At 63.4% G+C, this 14897-nt stretch carries 18 protein-coding genes and 1 tRNA gene; 7 read left to right on the top strand and 12 right to left on the bottom strand.

Going from position 1 to position 14897, the window contains the following annotated elements; genetic code table 11:
• Positions 1 to 6: 6 nt before the first annotated feature.
• On the bottom strand, positions 7 to 882 hold the full coding sequence (locus tag UAJ10_RS09345; protein ID WP_322915116.1) for a LysR family transcriptional regulator: 876 nt from the start codon (positions 880 to 882) through the stop codon (positions 7 to 9).
• A 218-nt stretch (positions 883 to 1100) separates the two neighbouring features.
• Here UAJ10_RS09345 and UAJ10_RS09340 point away from each other — a divergent pair, with 218 nt between their 5' ends.
• Positions 1101 to 3236, top strand: a complete 2136-nt coding sequence (locus tag UAJ10_RS09340) for a TonB-dependent receptor (RefSeq protein WP_322915115.1) — start codon at positions 1101 to 1103, stop codon at positions 3234 to 3236.
• A 12-nt stretch (positions 3237 to 3248) separates the two neighbouring features.
• On the opposite strand, the gene UAJ10_RS09335 is transcribed toward UAJ10_RS09340, so the two are convergent.
• Genes UAJ10_RS09335 through UAJ10_RS09325 form a run of 3 tightly spaced genes read right to left on the bottom strand, consistent with a single transcriptional unit; the run spans position 3249 to position 4975 of the window.
• Positions 3249 to 3827, bottom strand: coding sequence for a demethoxyubiquinone hydroxylase family protein (locus tag UAJ10_RS09335; protein WP_322915114.1), 579 nt, complete (start codon positions 3825 to 3827; stop codon positions 3249 to 3251).
• Positions 3828 to 3838: 11 nt separating this feature from the next.
• Positions 3839 to 4360: a disulfide bond formation protein B gene (locus tag UAJ10_RS09330; protein ID WP_322915113.1), complete on the bottom strand. Its 522-nt coding sequence runs from the start codon at positions 4358 to 4360 to the stop codon at positions 3839 to 3841.
• Positions 4361 to 4390: 30 nt separating this feature from the next.
• A complete protein-coding gene (locus UAJ10_RS09325; RefSeq protein WP_322915112.1) occupies positions 4391 to 4975 on the bottom strand; it encodes a YqaA family protein in 585 nt (194 codons plus the stop codon).
• Between the two features lie 222 nt (positions 4976 to 5197).
• Here UAJ10_RS09325 and UAJ10_RS09320 point away from each other — a divergent pair.
• A tRNA-Leu gene (locus UAJ10_RS09320) sits at positions 5198 to 5283 on the top strand.
• Between the two features lie 279 nt (positions 5284 to 5562).
• On the opposite strand, the gene UAJ10_RS09315 is transcribed toward UAJ10_RS09320, so the two are convergent.
• Positions 5563 to 5961 (bottom strand): hypothetical protein, encoded by a 399-nt coding sequence (locus tag UAJ10_RS09315; protein WP_322915111.1) that lies wholly within the window; start codon positions 5959 to 5961, stop codon positions 5563 to 5565.
• On the bottom strand, positions 5958 to 6491 hold the full coding sequence (locus UAJ10_RS09310; protein WP_322915110.1) for a hypothetical protein: 534 nt from the start codon (positions 6489 to 6491) through the stop codon (positions 5958 to 5960). The genes UAJ10_RS09315 and UAJ10_RS09310 overlap by 4 nt, the downstream gene beginning before the upstream one ends.
• 138 nt (positions 6492 to 6629) lie before the next feature.
• Between UAJ10_RS09310 and UAJ10_RS09305 the strand changes: the two genes are divergently transcribed.
• The 5 genes from UAJ10_RS09305 to UAJ10_RS09290 all read left to right on the top strand — a co-directional run bounded on the left by UAJ10_RS09305 (position 6630) and on the right by UAJ10_RS09290 (position 8759).
• Complete coding sequence (locus UAJ10_RS09305) at positions 6630 to 6872, top strand: helix-turn-helix domain-containing protein (protein WP_416235354.1); 243 nt, start codon at positions 6630 to 6632, stop codon at positions 6870 to 6872.
• Between the two features lie 217 nt (positions 6873 to 7089).
• On the top strand, positions 7090 to 7446 hold the full coding sequence (locus tag UAJ10_RS09300; RefSeq protein ID WP_322915109.1) for a DUF4258 domain-containing protein: 357 nt from the start codon (positions 7090 to 7092) through the stop codon (positions 7444 to 7446).
• A 2-nt stretch (positions 7447 to 7448) separates the two neighbouring features.
• Positions 7449 to 7904 carry a hypothetical protein gene (locus UAJ10_RS09295; RefSeq protein WP_322915108.1) on the top strand — a complete coding sequence of 152 codons (456 nt, stop codon included), beginning with the start codon at positions 7449 to 7451 and terminating at the stop codon, positions 7902 to 7904.
• Positions 7905 to 8224: 320 nt separating this feature from the next.
• Positions 8225 to 8500: a colicin E3/pyocin S6 family cytotoxin gene (locus tag UAJ10_RS29860; RefSeq protein ID WP_416235353.1), complete on the top strand. Its 276-nt coding sequence runs from the start codon at positions 8225 to 8227 to the stop codon at positions 8498 to 8500.
• Entirely contained in the window at positions 8466 to 8759 is a 294-nt protein-coding gene (locus UAJ10_RS09290) for a DUF7683 domain-containing protein (protein WP_322915107.1), read from the top strand. The genes UAJ10_RS29860 and UAJ10_RS09290 overlap by 35 nt, the downstream gene beginning before the upstream one ends.
• Positions 8760 to 9131: 372 nt before the next feature.
• On the opposite strand, the gene UAJ10_RS09285 is transcribed toward UAJ10_RS09290, so the two are convergent.
• The 6 genes from UAJ10_RS09285 to UAJ10_RS09260 all read right to left on the bottom strand — a co-directional run bounded on the left by UAJ10_RS09285 (position 9132) and on the right by UAJ10_RS09260 (position 14783).
• Complete coding sequence (locus tag UAJ10_RS09285; protein WP_322915106.1) at positions 9132 to 11114, bottom strand: glycosyl hydrolase family 28-related protein; 1983 nt, start codon at positions 11112 to 11114, stop codon at positions 9132 to 9134.
• 64 nt (positions 11115 to 11178) lie between these two features.
• Entirely contained in the window at positions 11179 to 11658 is a 480-nt protein-coding gene (locus UAJ10_RS09280) for a hypothetical protein (protein WP_322915105.1), read from the bottom strand.
• Positions 11659 to 11875: 217 nt separating this feature from the next.
• Entirely contained in the window at positions 11876 to 12538 is a 663-nt protein-coding gene (locus UAJ10_RS09275) for a hypothetical protein (protein WP_322915104.1), read from the bottom strand.
• A complete protein-coding gene (locus UAJ10_RS09270; RefSeq protein WP_322915103.1) occupies positions 12538 to 12876 on the bottom strand; it encodes a hypothetical protein in 339 nt (112 codons plus the stop codon). Before UAJ10_RS09270 ends, UAJ10_RS09275 begins: the two co-directional genes overlap by 1 nt.
• Positions 12877 to 12954: 78 nt before the next feature.
• On the bottom strand, positions 12955 to 14409 hold the full coding sequence (locus UAJ10_RS09265) for a hypothetical protein (protein WP_322915102.1): 1455 nt from the start codon (positions 14407 to 14409) through the stop codon (positions 12955 to 12957).
• 2 nt (positions 14410 to 14411) lie between these two features.
• Positions 14412 to 14783, bottom strand: a complete 372-nt coding sequence (locus UAJ10_RS09260; RefSeq protein ID WP_322915101.1) for a hypothetical protein — start codon at positions 14781 to 14783, stop codon at positions 14412 to 14414.
• Positions 14784 to 14897 lie beyond the last annotated feature (114 nt).

Below are 14897 nucleotides of genomic sequence, written 5' to 3'. Positions count from 1 at the left end.
GCCCGGTCATCGGTGGGGCGCCGTGCAGGCCAGGATCCAATCCTGGAAGGCCTTCACGCCCGGCGTCAGCGGCTTGGAAAACAAGCGGGTCAGCCAATAGCACCCGGTATCCACGGTCACCGGGAACGGCTGTGCCAGCCGGCCCTCCGCCAGTTCGCGCCGGAACATGGCGGGCGGCGCCAGGGCGACGCCTTCCCCCAGCATGGCCGCCTGGATCATGAGGGTGGAGGCGTCGAACAGGGGGCCCCGCGCCGGGATGCCGGGCACGCCGGCGGCCTTCAGCCAGGCGGGCCAATCCTGGGACCGATAGGACCGCAGCAGCGGATGCGCGGCCAGGTCGGCCGGCGTTTTCAGGACGGCGGCCAGGGCCGGCGCGCACAGCGCCGCCATGGGCGCGTCCATCAGGCGATGCGCTTCCACCCCGTGCCAGGCGCCATCGCCGAAGCGGATGGCCAAATCCAAGCTCTCCGTCCACAGGTCGACCTTGTTGTTGTTGGTCATGATGCGCAGGTCGACGCGCGGATGGTGGGCCCGGAAGGCGGCCAGGCGCTCGAACAGGAAGCCCACGGCGAAGGTGCCGACCACGCCCAGGTTCACGATCTCCGCCGGGCCGGTCGCGCTGACGGCGTCCAGCGTCCGCCCCATCATGGCGAACGCCTCCAGGATGGTGGGCGCCAGGGCCTGGCCCTCATCCGTCAGGATCAATCCCCGGGTGCTGCGGCGGAACAGGCTGACGCCCAGCTGCTCCTCCAACCCGCGCACCTGATGGCTGACGGCCGACTGCGTGACGTGCAGCTCCGCCGCCGCCCGGGTCAGGCTGAGATGCCGGGCCGCGGCCTCGAAGGCCCGCAGGGCGTTCAAGGAGATGGCGCTGAGCGGCATGGGCCCATCCTTAGAAAAATTCAGGATGACGCTAAGGTATCGTCGTTTGCGTTGGCGATCAAAGGCTGGAATTTTAAGGCATTACCGATTGATAGGGGGCGGGTGGCCCGAGAAAAGCGGGGGATTTTCCCGCTTCTCCGGGAAACACTCCCCTTGTTATCCAGCCACGCGCCGCGCTTGCGACCTTCCGACCCACGCCGTCGGGAGTGTGCATCCGCGTGCCCGCGCCAGACCGCGTGAAGGGTGCCAGTGTGAACGCCAGGGGGTTTCGAAACGCGCTCATCGCCAGCCTCGCCGTCGCCGCGCCATCGGCGCTGGCGCAGACGGAAATCACCATCACCGCCACCCCGCCGGAAGCCACGCGCCTGGACGACCGCACGGTCTACGATTTGGCGAACAACCTCCAGGCCAAGGGGGGCGGCAGCGTCGCCGATGTCCTGACCGCCCTGCCCGCCGTCAGTGTCGATGCAGCGGGCAAGGTCCGCGTGCACGGTGCCGCCGTCACGGTGATGGTGGACGGCAAGCCCTCCCCGGCGTTGCGCGGCATGCCCTTGGCGACGGCCCTGCAATCCATGCCGGCCAACACCATCGCCAAGATCGAGGTCATCACCGATCCGGGGTCGGAGTTCCGGGGGGATGCCGGCATCGTCATCAACCTGGTAACGCGCACGCCGCGCAACCCCGCGGCCAAGGCGGACCTGACGGCGGGTATCGGTCCGCACGGGCGGCGCAGCGGCTCCGCCGCCGGTTCCTTCGGGATGGGGGCCTGGACGTTCAGCGGCTCGGCCGACGTGCGCGACGACATCCGCTACGACCTGCTGGGCATCGACCGGACGGCCAAGAATGCCGATGGGTCGGCCGCCGGTCGCCTGGTGGAGCATCGCGCCACCTTCGTACCTTACACCAACACCACCGGCGCCCTGACCGTGGCCTATGCCGTGTCGGACCACGACACGATCAGCCTCGGCGGGGAAGGGGCCCTGCGCCACCGGCCGCGCCAATACCAGGACGATCTGGACGTCTATGGCCCCGACGGTGGGGTGACCAGCCGCAGCGTCACCCAGGACCGTGCCCCGCAGCATTTCGACCATGCCTCCGTGACCGGCGATTACGTCCGCAAGGGCGTGGTCGGCGGCGACACGCTGACGGTGAAGGCCAGCCATGAGGATCATGAGACGCTGCGCGACCAGACCGACGACCAGCTCTTCCAGGTTCCGGCCCCTGTGGAGGACATCTATCGCCAGCGGCACACGGAACGTGAGCTGATCGATACCGTCAGCGGCGACTATGTCCTGCCGCTGCCCCGGGAGGGGCAGCTCAAGCTGGGCTTTGAGGTCGAGTCGGACCGGGTGCAGTCGGCCTATCTGGCGGGGGCGGTGGGCGATCCGGGCGAAGGTGGGTTCGGCGTCCCCCCTGCCGCGCGCTTCGGCCTCAATCGCACCCTCAGCGCCGGATACGCCAGCTATCAGCGTTTGCTGGGCCCTTGGCTGGTCAAGGCCGGGCTGCGGGTGGAGTCGATGGCCATGCGGTTCCTGGCGACGGCGGACGGCATGCCGGATTCGGATGACCTACGCTGGCTGCCCAGCCTGTCCCTGGGCCGGGACCTCAGTCCCGAGAGCCGCCTGACGTTCAGCTATACCCGGCGCATCGACCGGCCGACGACGGAGCAACTGAATCCGCTTCAGACCATCGTCGGGGCGACCACCATCCTGGGCAATACCGGCTTGCGGCCCAGCCGCACGGACTCGGTGGAGGCCGGCTACACCTATACGGCGGCGATGGTGACGGCCAGCGGCACCCTGTACGCCCGCCAACTGACCGACGATATCGTGGACTACCGCTATGCCGCGGCACCGGGCGACACGGCCCTGGTCTCCACGGTGGAAAACGCGGGCAGCGGCACGTCGGCCGGCCTGGACCTGGCGGTGGATTTCCACCTGGGGGCGGACTGGGCGGTCGGCCTCAGTTCCGACCTGTCCCACCTGCGGGAATCCATGCCCGTTGGTGGCGGGGAATACAGCGGCGCCCTGTTCACGCACCTGACCAAGGTCAACCTGACCTGGACGCCGGAGCAGGGCGACAGCCTGCAACTGCAGGCGCAACTGCATGGCCGGTCGCTGGAAGCGGGCGGCACGCGGTCCGGCTATCAGTCGCTGACCCTGTCCTATGGCCATGACGTGACATCCCGGCTGAAACTGATCGTCACCGCCAACGACGTGTTCAATGGCGTGCGCCATGTCACGTGGATCGACACGCCGCAGTACCTGGAACGGTCCGAATTGGCCGTGCCGGGGCGGATCGTCTATCTCAGGCTGACCTACAAGCTGGGCGGCGACGATGCCGCCGCGCCCTGATTCCCGCCGGGATCAAACCCGTTCCGCCACCCAGATGACGGCGCGGGTGCCCGCCTTGATCAGGGTGTACAGCACGGGGTAGCCGGTCGTCAGCTCGGCGTCATGGGCCAGCCCGATGTCGCGGTGCTCCAGTTCTTCCGCCCGGAATTTCTCGATGGTGGCCTTCAGCTCCGCCTCGCCCGGGCCCAGGCGCTCCGCCTGCTCGGCATAGTGGGCGTCGATCGCCTCCTCCACCGCCACGGTGCAGGCCATGGCCGCCCGTTCGCCCATCAGGGCGGTGGCAGCACCCAGGGCGTAGCCGGCCAACTTCCACAACGGCTGCAGCGCGGTGGGGCGCACCCGGCGCTTCACCATCATCTGGTTGAAGGTGTCGAGATGGACGCGCTCCTGCTCCTCCATATGGCGGATGGTGGCGCCCACGGGGCTCTTGCCCAGCACCGACAGCTGGCCGGCATAGATGCGGGCGGCGCCGTACTCGCCCGCCTGGTCCACACGGATGATGCGGGCGATCTGCGCCTCGGTGCCCAGATCGCCCGGCAGGGGGCGGCGGGCTAGGCGCTCGGCGGGTTTCGTGTCGGTGGTGGCGGTCATGGGTGCCTCCCTCAGGCCCGCTTGGCGCCGGCGCGGGCGGCGGCCCAGGCCAGCAGGCCCAGGATCAGCGAGGCCGGGAAGTTGAAGGCGGCCATGGAGATGCCGTGGAAGGTCCACTGCGCCTCGTCACAGCGCACCAGCGGGGCGGACAGTAGGCGCTCGCGCAGCTGATCCAGCGTCAGGTTCTTGGGCATGCTGCTGCTGCAGGTGGTGAACCCCTCCCACCAGTGCTGCTCCACCCCGGTGTGGAAGCCGGCGATGGCGGCACCACCCAAGAAGGCCAGGCCGCCCAGGACCAGCGAGGCGGTGCGCAAGCGCGGATTCGCCAGGCCGGGCAGCAACGCCACGATGGCGGCGACATAGGCCCAGCGCTGCCAAATGCAGAACTCGCACGGGTGCAGGCCGCCGACATATTGCGACAGCAGCGCCGTGCCCAGGGCGCCGACCGACGCCAGCACCAGCGCCGCCTGCGGCAGGCGGGGATGGGCCAGCGGGGACGGGGCGGCGGTGGGGCTGGGCGCGTATGCGGTCATGGGGCGGCTTCCGGTTCGGGCGGCGGGGGCTCAGAGATGCAGGTACTTCACCAGGATGAAGCCGCTGATGATCAGCAGCAGGGCCACGGTGGTGACCAGCGTCAGGCGCTTTTCCACGAATGTGCGGATAGGCTCGCCGAATTTCCAGAGGAGTGCGGCGACAAGGAAGAAGCGCAGCGCGCGGGAGATGAGCGAGGCGCCGGCGAAGGTGGCCAGGTCGAACTGGAAGGCGCCGCTGGCGATGGTCACCAGCTTGTAGGGGATGGGGGTCATCCCCTTCAGGATGATGATCCAGGCGCCCTTCTCGTCGAAGCCTTGCTTGAATTCCATGTACTTGCCCATCAGGCCGTAGGCCTCGATGACGCGATGGCCGATGGTGTCCCAGAAATAATAGCCGATGGCGTAGCCCAGGAAGCCGCCCAGGACCGAGGCGACGGTGCAGACCGTGGCCAGGAAGAAGGCCCGGCGCCGGTCGGCCAGGATCAGCGGGATCAGCAGCAGATCCGGGGGAATCGGAAAGACCGAGCTTTCGATGAAGGAAATACCCGCCAGGGCCCAGACGGCATGGCGGTGGCCGGCGAGGGCGAGGGTGCGGTCATAAAGGCTACGCAGCAACGGGCATCTCCGACAGCGGGGCCCCATTCCCTGTGGCGACAGGCCAAAGGGCGGCGGGGCCGGGCGCTACCCGTCTATCAGGTGCGCACCGCGCCCGCAACCGCCGCCCCCGCCTCGCCGCGTGTCAACCGCGTGGCCTGCGCATGATCCGCCGGCCTCATGCGGCGCTTGACCCCCGGCTTTCTATCGCTATGATCCGCCGCACGCTTGAAAGCGCCCGGTGCCTCCGTGGCGAAATGGTAGACGCGGCAAACTCAAAATCTGTTGGCCGCAAGGTCGTGTTGGTTCGAGTCCGACCGGGGGCACCAAAAAACCCTGCAAAATCAAAGGGTTAGCTGTTGATCGGCTTGGGTGAAGAACTCACCAAAAGCCCGTGTCCGCACCATGTCCGAAATCGGGACCGTTCTAAATCCAGGTTGTGTCCGCATAAGCGTTATTGTCTGCAGACACGAATCTCGACCTCTCCCTTACCAAGGGAGGGCTCTATCTGGAATGAAGGAGGGGTAACCTGGGAGCCAAACGTCCCAGCCCTGCCTGAAGGTTATCCACGGGTAAGGGCGGCCCTTGCGAGCCGCCCCGCCCAATGCCTATGTTGCCTTTTGTTCGCATTGCCTTATGAGGTCCAGCGCCATCTGTGTCACCTCGAAGTCACTGCCGTAATCCATCTTCCGGCGCTCCATGTCCGCCCGTTCGTTGTCCAGCCGCATGGGCTTGCCGTAGATTACCCAATCGGTAATCCACGGACGGGACACGCCACGGCGAAGGAAATGTCGGAGTTTCAGGGCGAAGCCGGGCGGGGTAGTCGCCGGCGTATGTTCAAATTCCCGCTCCAACCCGTCCATTTGCAGGTAGAGGGTGGTTTCCTCAGGCGTGTGGTCGTCCGGATTTTCCCAAGCATTTGGGCAGGCGTCATAATCCCGGTATGCCTGAAGATAGCGGTTCCATAGATCGACCAAATGCGTGTCATTAGCATTTGCCGTGCTCATGCCGTCCTCCCTTCGCATTGCTCGATCATGCTCAGAAACGTTAGCGCAATAAGATGTTGATCATGGCTATCAGCCTTTATCTGCGCCAAATCCACCGGCTCACCGTCGTAGACGTACCGTTCAACGGAGGCCAAACAACATAAGTCCAGAAACATCCATCTGAGCTTCAGCGCAAATCCGGCGGTCGTATACGGAGTGAGCGCCTCGAATTCGCCCAGAGCGGCTTCCGATGCTTCCCAGATTGCCGCAGCCGCAGCGGACTCACTGCGGGTGTCCGTCTCGTGGTCGGGAAGGGCCCGCCAAGCACGGTAGGCGCGTGCGTGGCGGTTCCAAGCGTCCAGCAGCGCGGCGTCTGCTTCATGGGTTAGCTGAACGTCCGGCGCGGCCATCACCGTGCTCGTGGCGGATACGGCTACCGCTGCCGCAGCCAAGGCCGGCAACAAGGCGCGGCGGGTCGTGCCGCGCGGCTCCATTTGCTGCGAAGATGCAGTTTTTTCAGGCAAAGCTCGGGTATTCTGGGAAACAGCCATTGCTGCCCTCCTAACCAGGGTGATGGTGGTCAGGCCGAGCGGGGTTGTGCAAACACTTCACTCGGCCGTTTCTATTGCCCCTCAATCACAACACTGTTAACATTTTCCGTCAATGGAAATCACAACAGGGTTGTGAATATGATCCCGGTTCAATGTCGCATGGCGCGGGTGGCGCTAGGCTTAGGGGTTCGCGAACTAGCTGAAGCGGCTGACGTCTCAACGCAGACGATCTCCAGGTTCGAGCGCGGCGAAGAGCTAAAGCCTGCGACCCTGTTCGCTATCCGCACCGCCCTGGAAGCCGCCGGCGTGGAGTTCATCCCTGAGAATGGGGCTGGGGCTGGGGTGAGGTTACGCAAGGCCGTTTCAGGCCAAGAAGAGTGAGGGCGATATGAGCTTGGCTTCCATAAAAGCTGACAGGGTATCGGTGCTCCCAAATTGCCCACCCCGGGCGACCCTGCATGGAAGCTCGCGACCCAATACATCGGCGTTGCACGAATGCCACGCGCCCAGCGCCATCATAGCCATAAGGATGATGGGGGGTTGACCCATCATGAGAACGTATCATATCGATACATAAGGTGGCGCCGGGCGGCCAGTGATGACGAAGAACGAACAAGACCCAAAGATCATCCGGCCAATCCGTTGGAATGGCTTGCGCGAAGATGAAGCTCAGAAGGTGATCAGGGAGCGCGTTTCGGACGCCTCATCGGTCATCTTCGGAGACCATGCGTTCGAGCGCGTCGAGCAGCGGTCTATCACCGCCAACGACGCGCTTCGCATCCTGGCTTCTGGCAGTGTGATTGGGATTCCTGTCCTATGCGCGAACGGCGTTGACTGGAAAGCCCTGGTCCAACTGAGGATGCCTGGTGGCCGGAATGCCGGTGTGGTCACCGTCATATTCAGGCCACCAAGCAAGAGCCTATTTGTAGTTACCGTGGAATGGATGGATAAGTGATCATGAGCGACGGATTTCACTACACCCAGTGTGGGCTGGACTACGTGTATCTGCGCAACGGCTACACGATCCATGACACCGAATATGGCAAGGGCTTCTCCATCGAGAAGATGGATGAGCTGCACGAAGTCATTGCCCGCGCCATCATCCTTTCCCCCGATCGTCTCCGGGGTCAGGAGGTACGCTTCCTTCGGTCTATGCTGCACCTTTCCCAGAGCGGGATCGCAGCAATTGTGGGCTCATCCCGCCCGGCGGTGGCTCGTTGGGAAGGGCGACCCAACACGCCGATCCCCGCGGGCCAAGACCGCGTCCTGCGGCTCTACTATGCCCTGAACCGTGCCGGCGATGAGACCGCACGACGGATATCCGAACTCCTGACGGAGATCGATGGACAGCAGCACGGCATCGAGACCTTTGAGGAACGCGACGGCGACTGGCACGCCGCCGAAGCGGCGTAAGGTATCCCCACCAAGATTCACGCCACCGAGAAGTTTTCTTTCAAAAGCGGCATGGTGTCGCTTTTGCGCTCCCCGGATTTAGGGAACCAAGACTGGGGTCTATGTTCACCATAGACCCTTTGCCGAGGGTGTCGGTTAAAGCGATACCCCTGTAGGTCAGGAGGAGTGCTCAATTTTGGGCAGCCCCCATTCCCTCGGCTTATCGTGCGGAGTCCTAGGTAAGACGATTTTAATTATTTTCCGTTACATCGATTATAAGTTGTGCTTCAGTTTGGGGAGGGATTCCATGGATCTTGACCCTAAATTGAACAGGCTTAAAGATGCCATATTCTGGGGGCATTCCTCTAGCTGAGCACGTGCCGCCGCCGCCAAGCCTCCCTGGGTTTCCAGGTGTCTGGCAGATTCGGAGCAAGACGCGGGTTGCCGGCGCAGGATTGAGGAGACGATGGACGGACGGGAAACGGCTATACGAGTGGGACAGCCAACACGGGACCGTTGAAGCGTATAATCTGAGGGGCGAACACCAGGGTGAATTCGACCCTCGGACGGGGAAAATACTCAATGGGCCTGATCGCACACGTACAGTGGAGCCATGAGATGCGAGTACATCACCAGCTTGTGGGCTACAATCTCGGAACGGGCCGCGCGGAAATTGCCTACAACATCGCTGACTTAAAATTTGATGAAGTGGCAAAGATTGCCGGTGTAGATGATACCGACCCCGAGGGGGCACTCACATATCCGCTCGAGCGCGATCAGGCACGCGCTATTGCTGAGATGGTCAATCTCAGGCTGGATTTCGATCATTATGATTTCTGCTTCGAGCCGATGACTGCGATTCAAGTCCGCAACTAAGGGAGTTCCCCTCAGTTTGCCGGCAGAAGTCTTTGCCCCCAATTCCCCGTTTCCAGGAATGGTCCGCCGAAAGAGGGGATGAAGGTCCAACTTGGGCCTTCGGTTCAAGTGGCCCGGCGCTGGCGGCGGTTGCCCTCGGCGCGGTCCGGGGTTTTCACCAGGGATACGCACGCGGTGCCACAGGTGATAATCTGCGCCCGCGAGCGCTCGACGTGGCGCGGACGCGCCGCAGCAGTTCCGGCTTCATGCCCTTGATGGCCTCCCGCTTTGCCGCTCATGACCGCCGGCGGGAGGGGCCGGGGCCGCCTTCGCTATGGCGGCGGCCCCGTTCAGCGGGCGGTCTTGATGCAGCACTCGGCCAATCCCGCAGGATCAAAATGACCCCAAAGCAGACCGCTTCCATGTGTTCGTCGCGGTGCAGACGTAGAGGTAGTTGCTGTCCCAATAGAGCGAGCCGGCTGCACAAGCGGCGGACGAACTAGAGGGCGTGGTGGAGGTCGGTAGACGGATACTCGCCCCGCCATAATTGAGGCAGGTGCCCGCAGTGACGCTAGAGGGCGTGCCGCCAGCAGTGCCTGATGGGGCGTAGCTCATGCAAAGGTTGCCGCTACTATCCTGTCCCCAAATGGCGCCGTACCCGTTGCTGTCGGCGTATTTCCATCCACCATTGTAGTAGAGGTTGAAGCCGTAGTAGGAGCCGGCGAAGTTTAGGAAGTGGCCGCCGTCGCCAATAAGAGAGGAGTGACCGGACGGGTTGCCGCCGGGATAGCTTAACCCCATGAACTGGGCCATTTGGGTCGCGGTGCAGCTTCCCGGTGCGGCGACGGAACCGGAGATGTTGCACAGCGCGGTGCCATTGGCGATTGGAGTTGTAGGGCCGGGGTTATTGGGTGCGCTCGATTTGTCGGTATAGATGGTGGAGTAGTAGATATTACCACCAGACGATGTGTTGCTCAGGTCGGCGGTGCCGGCACCGGCGTACTTGGCATTTTTGATGCTGATCTGATCGGCGGAACCAGAGATGGCTACGTTGTAGCCGACCGCGTAGGGACTGCCGTTCCGCACGAAGCTGGCGGCGTCCAAGTTGATGTCGGCTGCAGTGTTGCTCAAGACAACATGGTTGCCGCTAGCATTCAGGAGGTTATTGTCGATGAAATATGAGCCGGTGAACTTGTAGCCAGTACCGGCGGAGACATTGATGCCATGGCGCCCGTTCAGAAAAAACTGCGAACCCACCGCCGTGACGTACTTCAGATTTGGATCGTCGTTGTAGAAGCCATCCAGGCTGGATAGCTCGCACAACACGCCGTCGAAATTCCACGAACTGCGGCCGCCCGTCTCGCCGGCCAGGCCGGTCGAATAGATGCAGTACTGAGCCGTGTCGAAACCGCCGTTGGAGAACGTCAGGCCGAAGATCACATCCGAAGTGTATTCCGGCCGAACCATGAGCGCCGGACCTGAGGTGAAACCGACATGGTAGTTGGCCATGTTGAAGCCATCAGTGTCCTGGATGAGAATTCCGTACGTGTAACCCCCAGCCGAACCAGCCCGCGAGTTCGTATTGCTTATGAAGTTCTCAGAGGGATTGGTGTCGGTGGCGCTTGAGCGATGGACCCACCAAAGCCGAGATCCCGAAACGGTGTTGATGCCTCCTGGGGTAATGTCATCAAAATTCAGGCTGATGCTGCTCTCAATCTCGATACCGACGTACATGCCGCTGACATCCACATGCGTGGCGCCACCAATAGCGACATGTTCGAAATGGATGCCAGCACCAGAGGAAGGGTTGTCAGCCCGGTAAATCCGGAAATCCTTGAAATTCTTGCCATAAGAATACGGCGTCGAGGGCGACCAGCTGGGATTATAGGCGTAGAATACATCACCGTTGTTGGTCGGGTAAATCACCGTCACGTTTCGCCCCGCTCCGGCGACGGTGACGTTGTCGCAGCCGATGGTGATAGTGGCAGTCGTCTTGTAGCTGCCGCCCGGTAGGTAGATTTGCCCTGGTGAAGTCTTTGTGCGCGTCACGCAGGCGGCGTTGATCGCATGCTGAATTGCCGCTGTGCTATCGTTGATCCCGGCGGGATCAGCGCCGAAATCAAGGACATTGATCGTGCGTGCGAAGCGATCCGCCAAGTTGGCTGCTGTAGTTGTGCCGGTAGCGGTCACCCCCAACGCCGAACCAGTCCCGTTATAACCATTTGCATCGACTGAAGCCGGCGCATCGCTCCCGCCGACCTTTGCTTGGAGCGCGCCCGCGCCGGACGCCCACCCAGTTTGCGCCAGCGTCGATGGAGAAAAGAGGGTTGCGGCAACTGCTGCCCCCATAATCAAACTGACCAGAGCGCGCTTCATTGAAAAACTCCATCTGAGGGACTGCGGCGTCATCGCGACGGCATCGGATTGATAGGATTTGCCCTTACTCAGCGGGCAGCGCTTCAAGGGCTGCCAGCCGGCGGCGCAGAACCTTATTTTCAGCCGCCAATGCCTGTATGCCTGCCAGCATGGCGACGCCCCAAGCGCTGCCACCGTAGGCGACCTGTTGCATCTGGATGTCGCTCTTTTGGCCGGTGACTGCTCCGGCTAAGAAAGATCGGGCCTGCACCTCGTGTGCGGCCACCATGGGCCGGAGGGGGGTATTCGGCGATTGCCTACGCCGCCCCATATGAATAGGCACAGCGCAGAGCTGAGCCAAAATATCGGCTACGTTGGCATTGCCCTCGAATTCCTTTGTACGGGCGTCAGATAACTCGCCAGCGAAGAAGGCGCCTCCGACTAAAGCCAGGCCTCCCACCACAGTTCCTCCGCTCTTGCACTCCAGAAGGTGGGCGTCGGTGGCGCCTGTATCTTCCCTGAGGGTTAACGCCTTAAATTGTGGCGTTGGATAGGTTCCGGACATAAAGGGCTCCATCTGAGGGCTTACGGCGTCATCGCGACGGCGCTGGGGTGAGCCTTGCCCAAGGACTCGGTCGGGGTAGGGGCGGCTTCGGGTTCGAGGACTGGACCGGGCCGCTGCCGGTGTTGTTCGCGACACCGCCGGCTGGTCGCTCCGCGCGGTGAAATGCGCGGGTGTCGACATGCGACGGTCATTGACCACCCGCATGTCGCGTCTCGGTTTAGGTTGCGGGCAACGGCGTGTTTGCGTCCTTCTTCAGGGCGTCCAGCGCTGCCTGCCAAGTGGCGGCGGGGTCCACTTCATCCTTGGTGTCGACGTTGTTGTAGCCCTCGGCGATCCGACGACAGCGCTGCTGTTCATCAGTCCACGGCCAAGCGCACTGATTGAACAGAAACGCCAGTTCGCGGCGGGCACGAATCCAATCTCGCTGGGCTGCAAGCGCCCTTTCCGCCACGGGGCCCATCTGCGCGATCAGGATATCGGTGGCGGCACGATCAACCGCCCGAGCGGTGATCTGGGCCGCGTCCCTCGCGCTCTCTTCTTCCGCCTCCAGTTGGGTTAGGGCAGCCCGCGCGGCGTCTCGCATATCCTGGGCTTCGGCCAAGCGCTGGCGGTCGCCGGTCGAGTGGCCGCCCGGCATGTCACCGCCCGCCGCCGCAGCGGTAACGATGCGGTAGGTCATTTCCGCCTTTGCCTGATCGATGGCGTTGGCCGCCTCCTCGACCTGGGCGGACGCGGCATACAGCGCTTCCCTGGCTCGGCTAGCGGCAGTGGTGGCGGCCCGCAGGCGGGCGTCGGCTTCGTTGGCTTCCTTGATGGCGGCGGCTAAGGCTGTGCGCGCGGGATCGTTCGGCGGCCGGCGGCCGATGGTGGCGAGCTTCATCAGACGGTCCTCTTGGCTTCGGGGAAACGGGTATAGAAGTCGGCAGCGGCGGCAGGCTTGACGACGGCAGGGCGGGGCGCGGGTTGGATTCCCGTTGTATCGATGGCGATCCGCCCAAGTTCACGGCCCATCAAGCCGCGCATCGCGGCATCCATGGCCGGCGGCCGGTCACGCTCATCAGCCTGCGTGTCGGGGTTGTCGTTATCGACGGCGCCCTCATCACCACGCAACAACCGGTGGAATTCAGCCCACTCCTCGGGGCTGCACCGCTTGGCGAGGCGGGTTAGGATTCCCATAGGGGTGGGGCGCGCGGCCGGGAACGCGGCATCCATGGCCATGCGCGGCCGGGCGCCCTTGGTGCGGAGCGGGACTCGTTCGCGGCAAAGCTGAGGCATGGGGGACGGCATTCGAACCTCTCAATAGTGGCGGTGGGCACCGAGCCGACGGTTGGCGTAGGGGCCGGGCAACGCGGCGCGCTGAAGCACGGCGTCAGGGATAACCATCGGCTTGCGGGATTCGGCGGCGAGCCAGATAGCGCCCGCTGCGGCGTTGGCCCAGTCGTCATGATCACCCGGTTGGTGGTCGATCTTGTTCCCGCGCCAGACCAGCGTTAGGAGCTGTTCCTGCAGGGTGGGGATATCCAGCAACTCGACTTCGCCAGCGTTCAGGCGCGGTTCCAGGGCATCGTAAAGGTCGCTTTTTGGCACGCCCGCAACGGTGTAGGTGATACCAGCATCCTGGAAGTCGGCGCGGAAGGTCTGACCGGCGTAGGCGTCACCGGTGACGCTGGTGACACCGTATTGCTTCAGCACGCCAACGAACTTGGCGACCGCATGGCGCGGGTTGAAAGGGACCGGCCCGTTCTGGGGCACCAGGCAAGCCAGGACCGCGCGCTTAGTCGCTTCGTCCTGGTAGCTGATCGCCAGCACGGCGTCGTCGCTGCTGCCGCCCGACATATCCACGAAGGCGGAGTAGCGCCGGCCCTGCTCGGGGGTGAGTTGCTTGCGACCGGTGACGATGGCGGACATTACGCCATCGGCGGAGAGCGCCGCGCCATCGGGTGCGCCGGGCAGGTTCAGATGGAGGCGGCGGTACTTATGCGTCGGCAGGCGCTTGCGCTGCTGTTCCAGATAGCCGGGGTTGCCCCACGACATCATGGACGGGTTGGCGCGTTCCTGGGGTGGCAGGTCGGCAAAGTCGGGATCGGTGCAGTATTCCCCGCTGTACCAGGTGAAGACCATGCGCGGGTCCTCTCCCTTCTTGCCGGCCTGCATCAGGTCATACAGGGGGATGCCCGGGGCATGGCGGATGCCGGCGTAGCTCGTAATCCACTGGAGGGCATCCAGCCGCGTGGGATCGGGCGCCAGGGCCTCAAATAGATCATGGTTCCGGTAGCCGTGGATCTCATCGTACCCGACAAACAGATAGGTCTTGCCGTGCTGGCCCACCACGTCGCGGGCCGGCAGGATTTCCAGAGTGCCGCGCCCGTCGTTGCGGATGATTTCCTTCGTCCGCACCGTCACTTCGGCGTCCAGGATCGGATTCACCGCAATCAACTTCTTAGCCAGGTCGAGATCGTCGCCGGCTTGGTCGGCGTCGTTGGCGAGGATGAAGCAGTCGTTGCCCTGGGACGACGGCCACGCGAGGAACCTGTACAGGCCGGCCAGAATCAGGTCGGACGTCTTGAAGTTCTTCTTCGCCCGACCGCTCAGCACCAGGTTGGCCACCGGCAGCCCCTTGCCGTCGAAGGTGTAGAGCGCGCGTTCGAAGATGGCGCGGCGGTAGGGCTCGATCGTGTCGACCAGCGGCCGGCCGTCCAGCCAAATAAGGTGGTCAAAGAAGGCCATGGGATGTGGAGCATCGCGGAACATGGTTATGCCGCCACCCCACGACCCGAGAGAACGTCTTTGAGGGTAGGGGCCTTACCGGGCGTCGCGTGCAGACCCAGCTTATCCAGCGAGCGCGCCAGGCTGTTTGCGTAAACGGTCCAATAGCGGTGGTCCGTCTCGCAAGGCGCCGCGTCGGTGCCAATCTTCTCGCTCAACAGCAGCAGGCGCAGGGCAGTCGCGGCGATCAGGTCGATCAGCATGCGTTGCGGAGCGGTGGGGGTGCCAACATGGGCGGTCAGCTCGGCGCGGATGTCGCGCAGGAAACGGGCGTTGCGCGACCGGCCGTCCTGGGCGGTAAGGCGAGCGGTGCTAGACCGATACCCAACCGGCACTTGAACAGCCTTCGACATGTCCATTTCTCCATCCAATCTCGCTGATATTGTCGAGTATGGGGACATGACGCGGACTGTCAACGATTCAAAATATCTAACACACTGATATAAATGGCAAAATTTGGCAAATCTAACTGA

Source organism: Nitrospirillum guaranorum, from assembly GCF_034653275.1.
Lineage (GTDB): Bacteria > Pseudomonadota > Alphaproteobacteria > Azospirillales > Azospirillaceae > Nitrospirillum.
Note: the sequence above shows the minus strand (reverse complement) of the source record. Positions and strands in the feature narration are given on the sequence as shown.

Coding starts and splice junctions, on each gene's coding strand:
- UAJ10_RS09295 (WP_322915108.1), top strand. CDS start 7,449: ATGAGCGACGGATTTCACTACACCCAGTGTGGGCTGGACTACGTGTAT.
- UAJ10_RS09260 (WP_322915101.1), bottom strand. CDS start 14,783: ATGGACATGTCGAAGGCTGTTCAAGTGCCGGTTGGGTATCGGTCTAGC.
- UAJ10_RS09315 (WP_322915111.1), bottom strand. CDS start 5,961: ATGAGCACGGCAAATGCTAATGACACGCATTTGGTCGATCTATGGAAC.
- UAJ10_RS09265 (WP_322915102.1), bottom strand. CDS start 14,409: ATGTTCCGCGATGCTCCACATCCCATGGCCTTCTTTGACCACCTTATT.
- UAJ10_RS09275 (WP_322915104.1), bottom strand. CDS start 12,538: ATGAAGCTCGCCACCATCGGCCGCCGGCCGCCGAACGATCCCGCGCGC.
- UAJ10_RS09290 (WP_322915107.1), top strand. CDS start 8,466: ATGGGCCTGATCGCACACGTACAGTGGAGCCATGAGATGCGAGTACAT.
- UAJ10_RS09345 (WP_322915116.1), bottom strand. CDS start 882: ATGCCGCTCAGCGCCATCTCCTTGAACGCCCTGCGGGCCTTCGAGGCC.
- UAJ10_RS09335 (WP_322915114.1), bottom strand. CDS start 3,827: ATGACCGCCACCACCGACACGAAACCCGCCGAGCGCCTAGCCCGCCGC.
- UAJ10_RS09270 (WP_322915103.1), bottom strand. CDS start 12,876: ATGGCCATGGATGCCGCGTTCCCGGCCGCGCGCCCCACCCCTATGGGA.
- UAJ10_RS09300 (WP_322915109.1), top strand. CDS start 7,090: ATGACGAAGAACGAACAAGACCCAAAGATCATCCGGCCAATCCGTTGG.
- UAJ10_RS09310 (WP_322915110.1), bottom strand. CDS start 6,491: ATGGCTGTTTCCCAGAATACCCGAGCTTTGCCTGAAAAAACTGCATCT.
- UAJ10_RS09305 (WP_416235354.1), top strand. CDS start 6,630: ATGATCCCGGTTCAATGTCGCATGGCGCGGGTGGCGCTAGGCTTAGGG.
- UAJ10_RS09285 (WP_322915106.1), bottom strand. CDS start 11,114: ATGAAGCGCGCTCTGGTCAGTTTGATTATGGGGGCAGCAGTTGCCGCA.
- UAJ10_RS29860 (WP_416235353.1), top strand. CDS start 8,225: ATGCCATATTCTGGGGGCATTCCTCTAGCTGAGCACGTGCCGCCGCCG.
- UAJ10_RS09280 (WP_322915105.1), bottom strand. CDS start 11,658: ATGTCCGGAACCTATCCAACGCCACAATTTAAGGCGTTAACCCTCAGG.
- UAJ10_RS09330 (WP_322915113.1), bottom strand. CDS start 4,360: ATGACCGCATACGCGCCCAGCCCCACCGCCGCCCCGTCCCCGCTGGCC.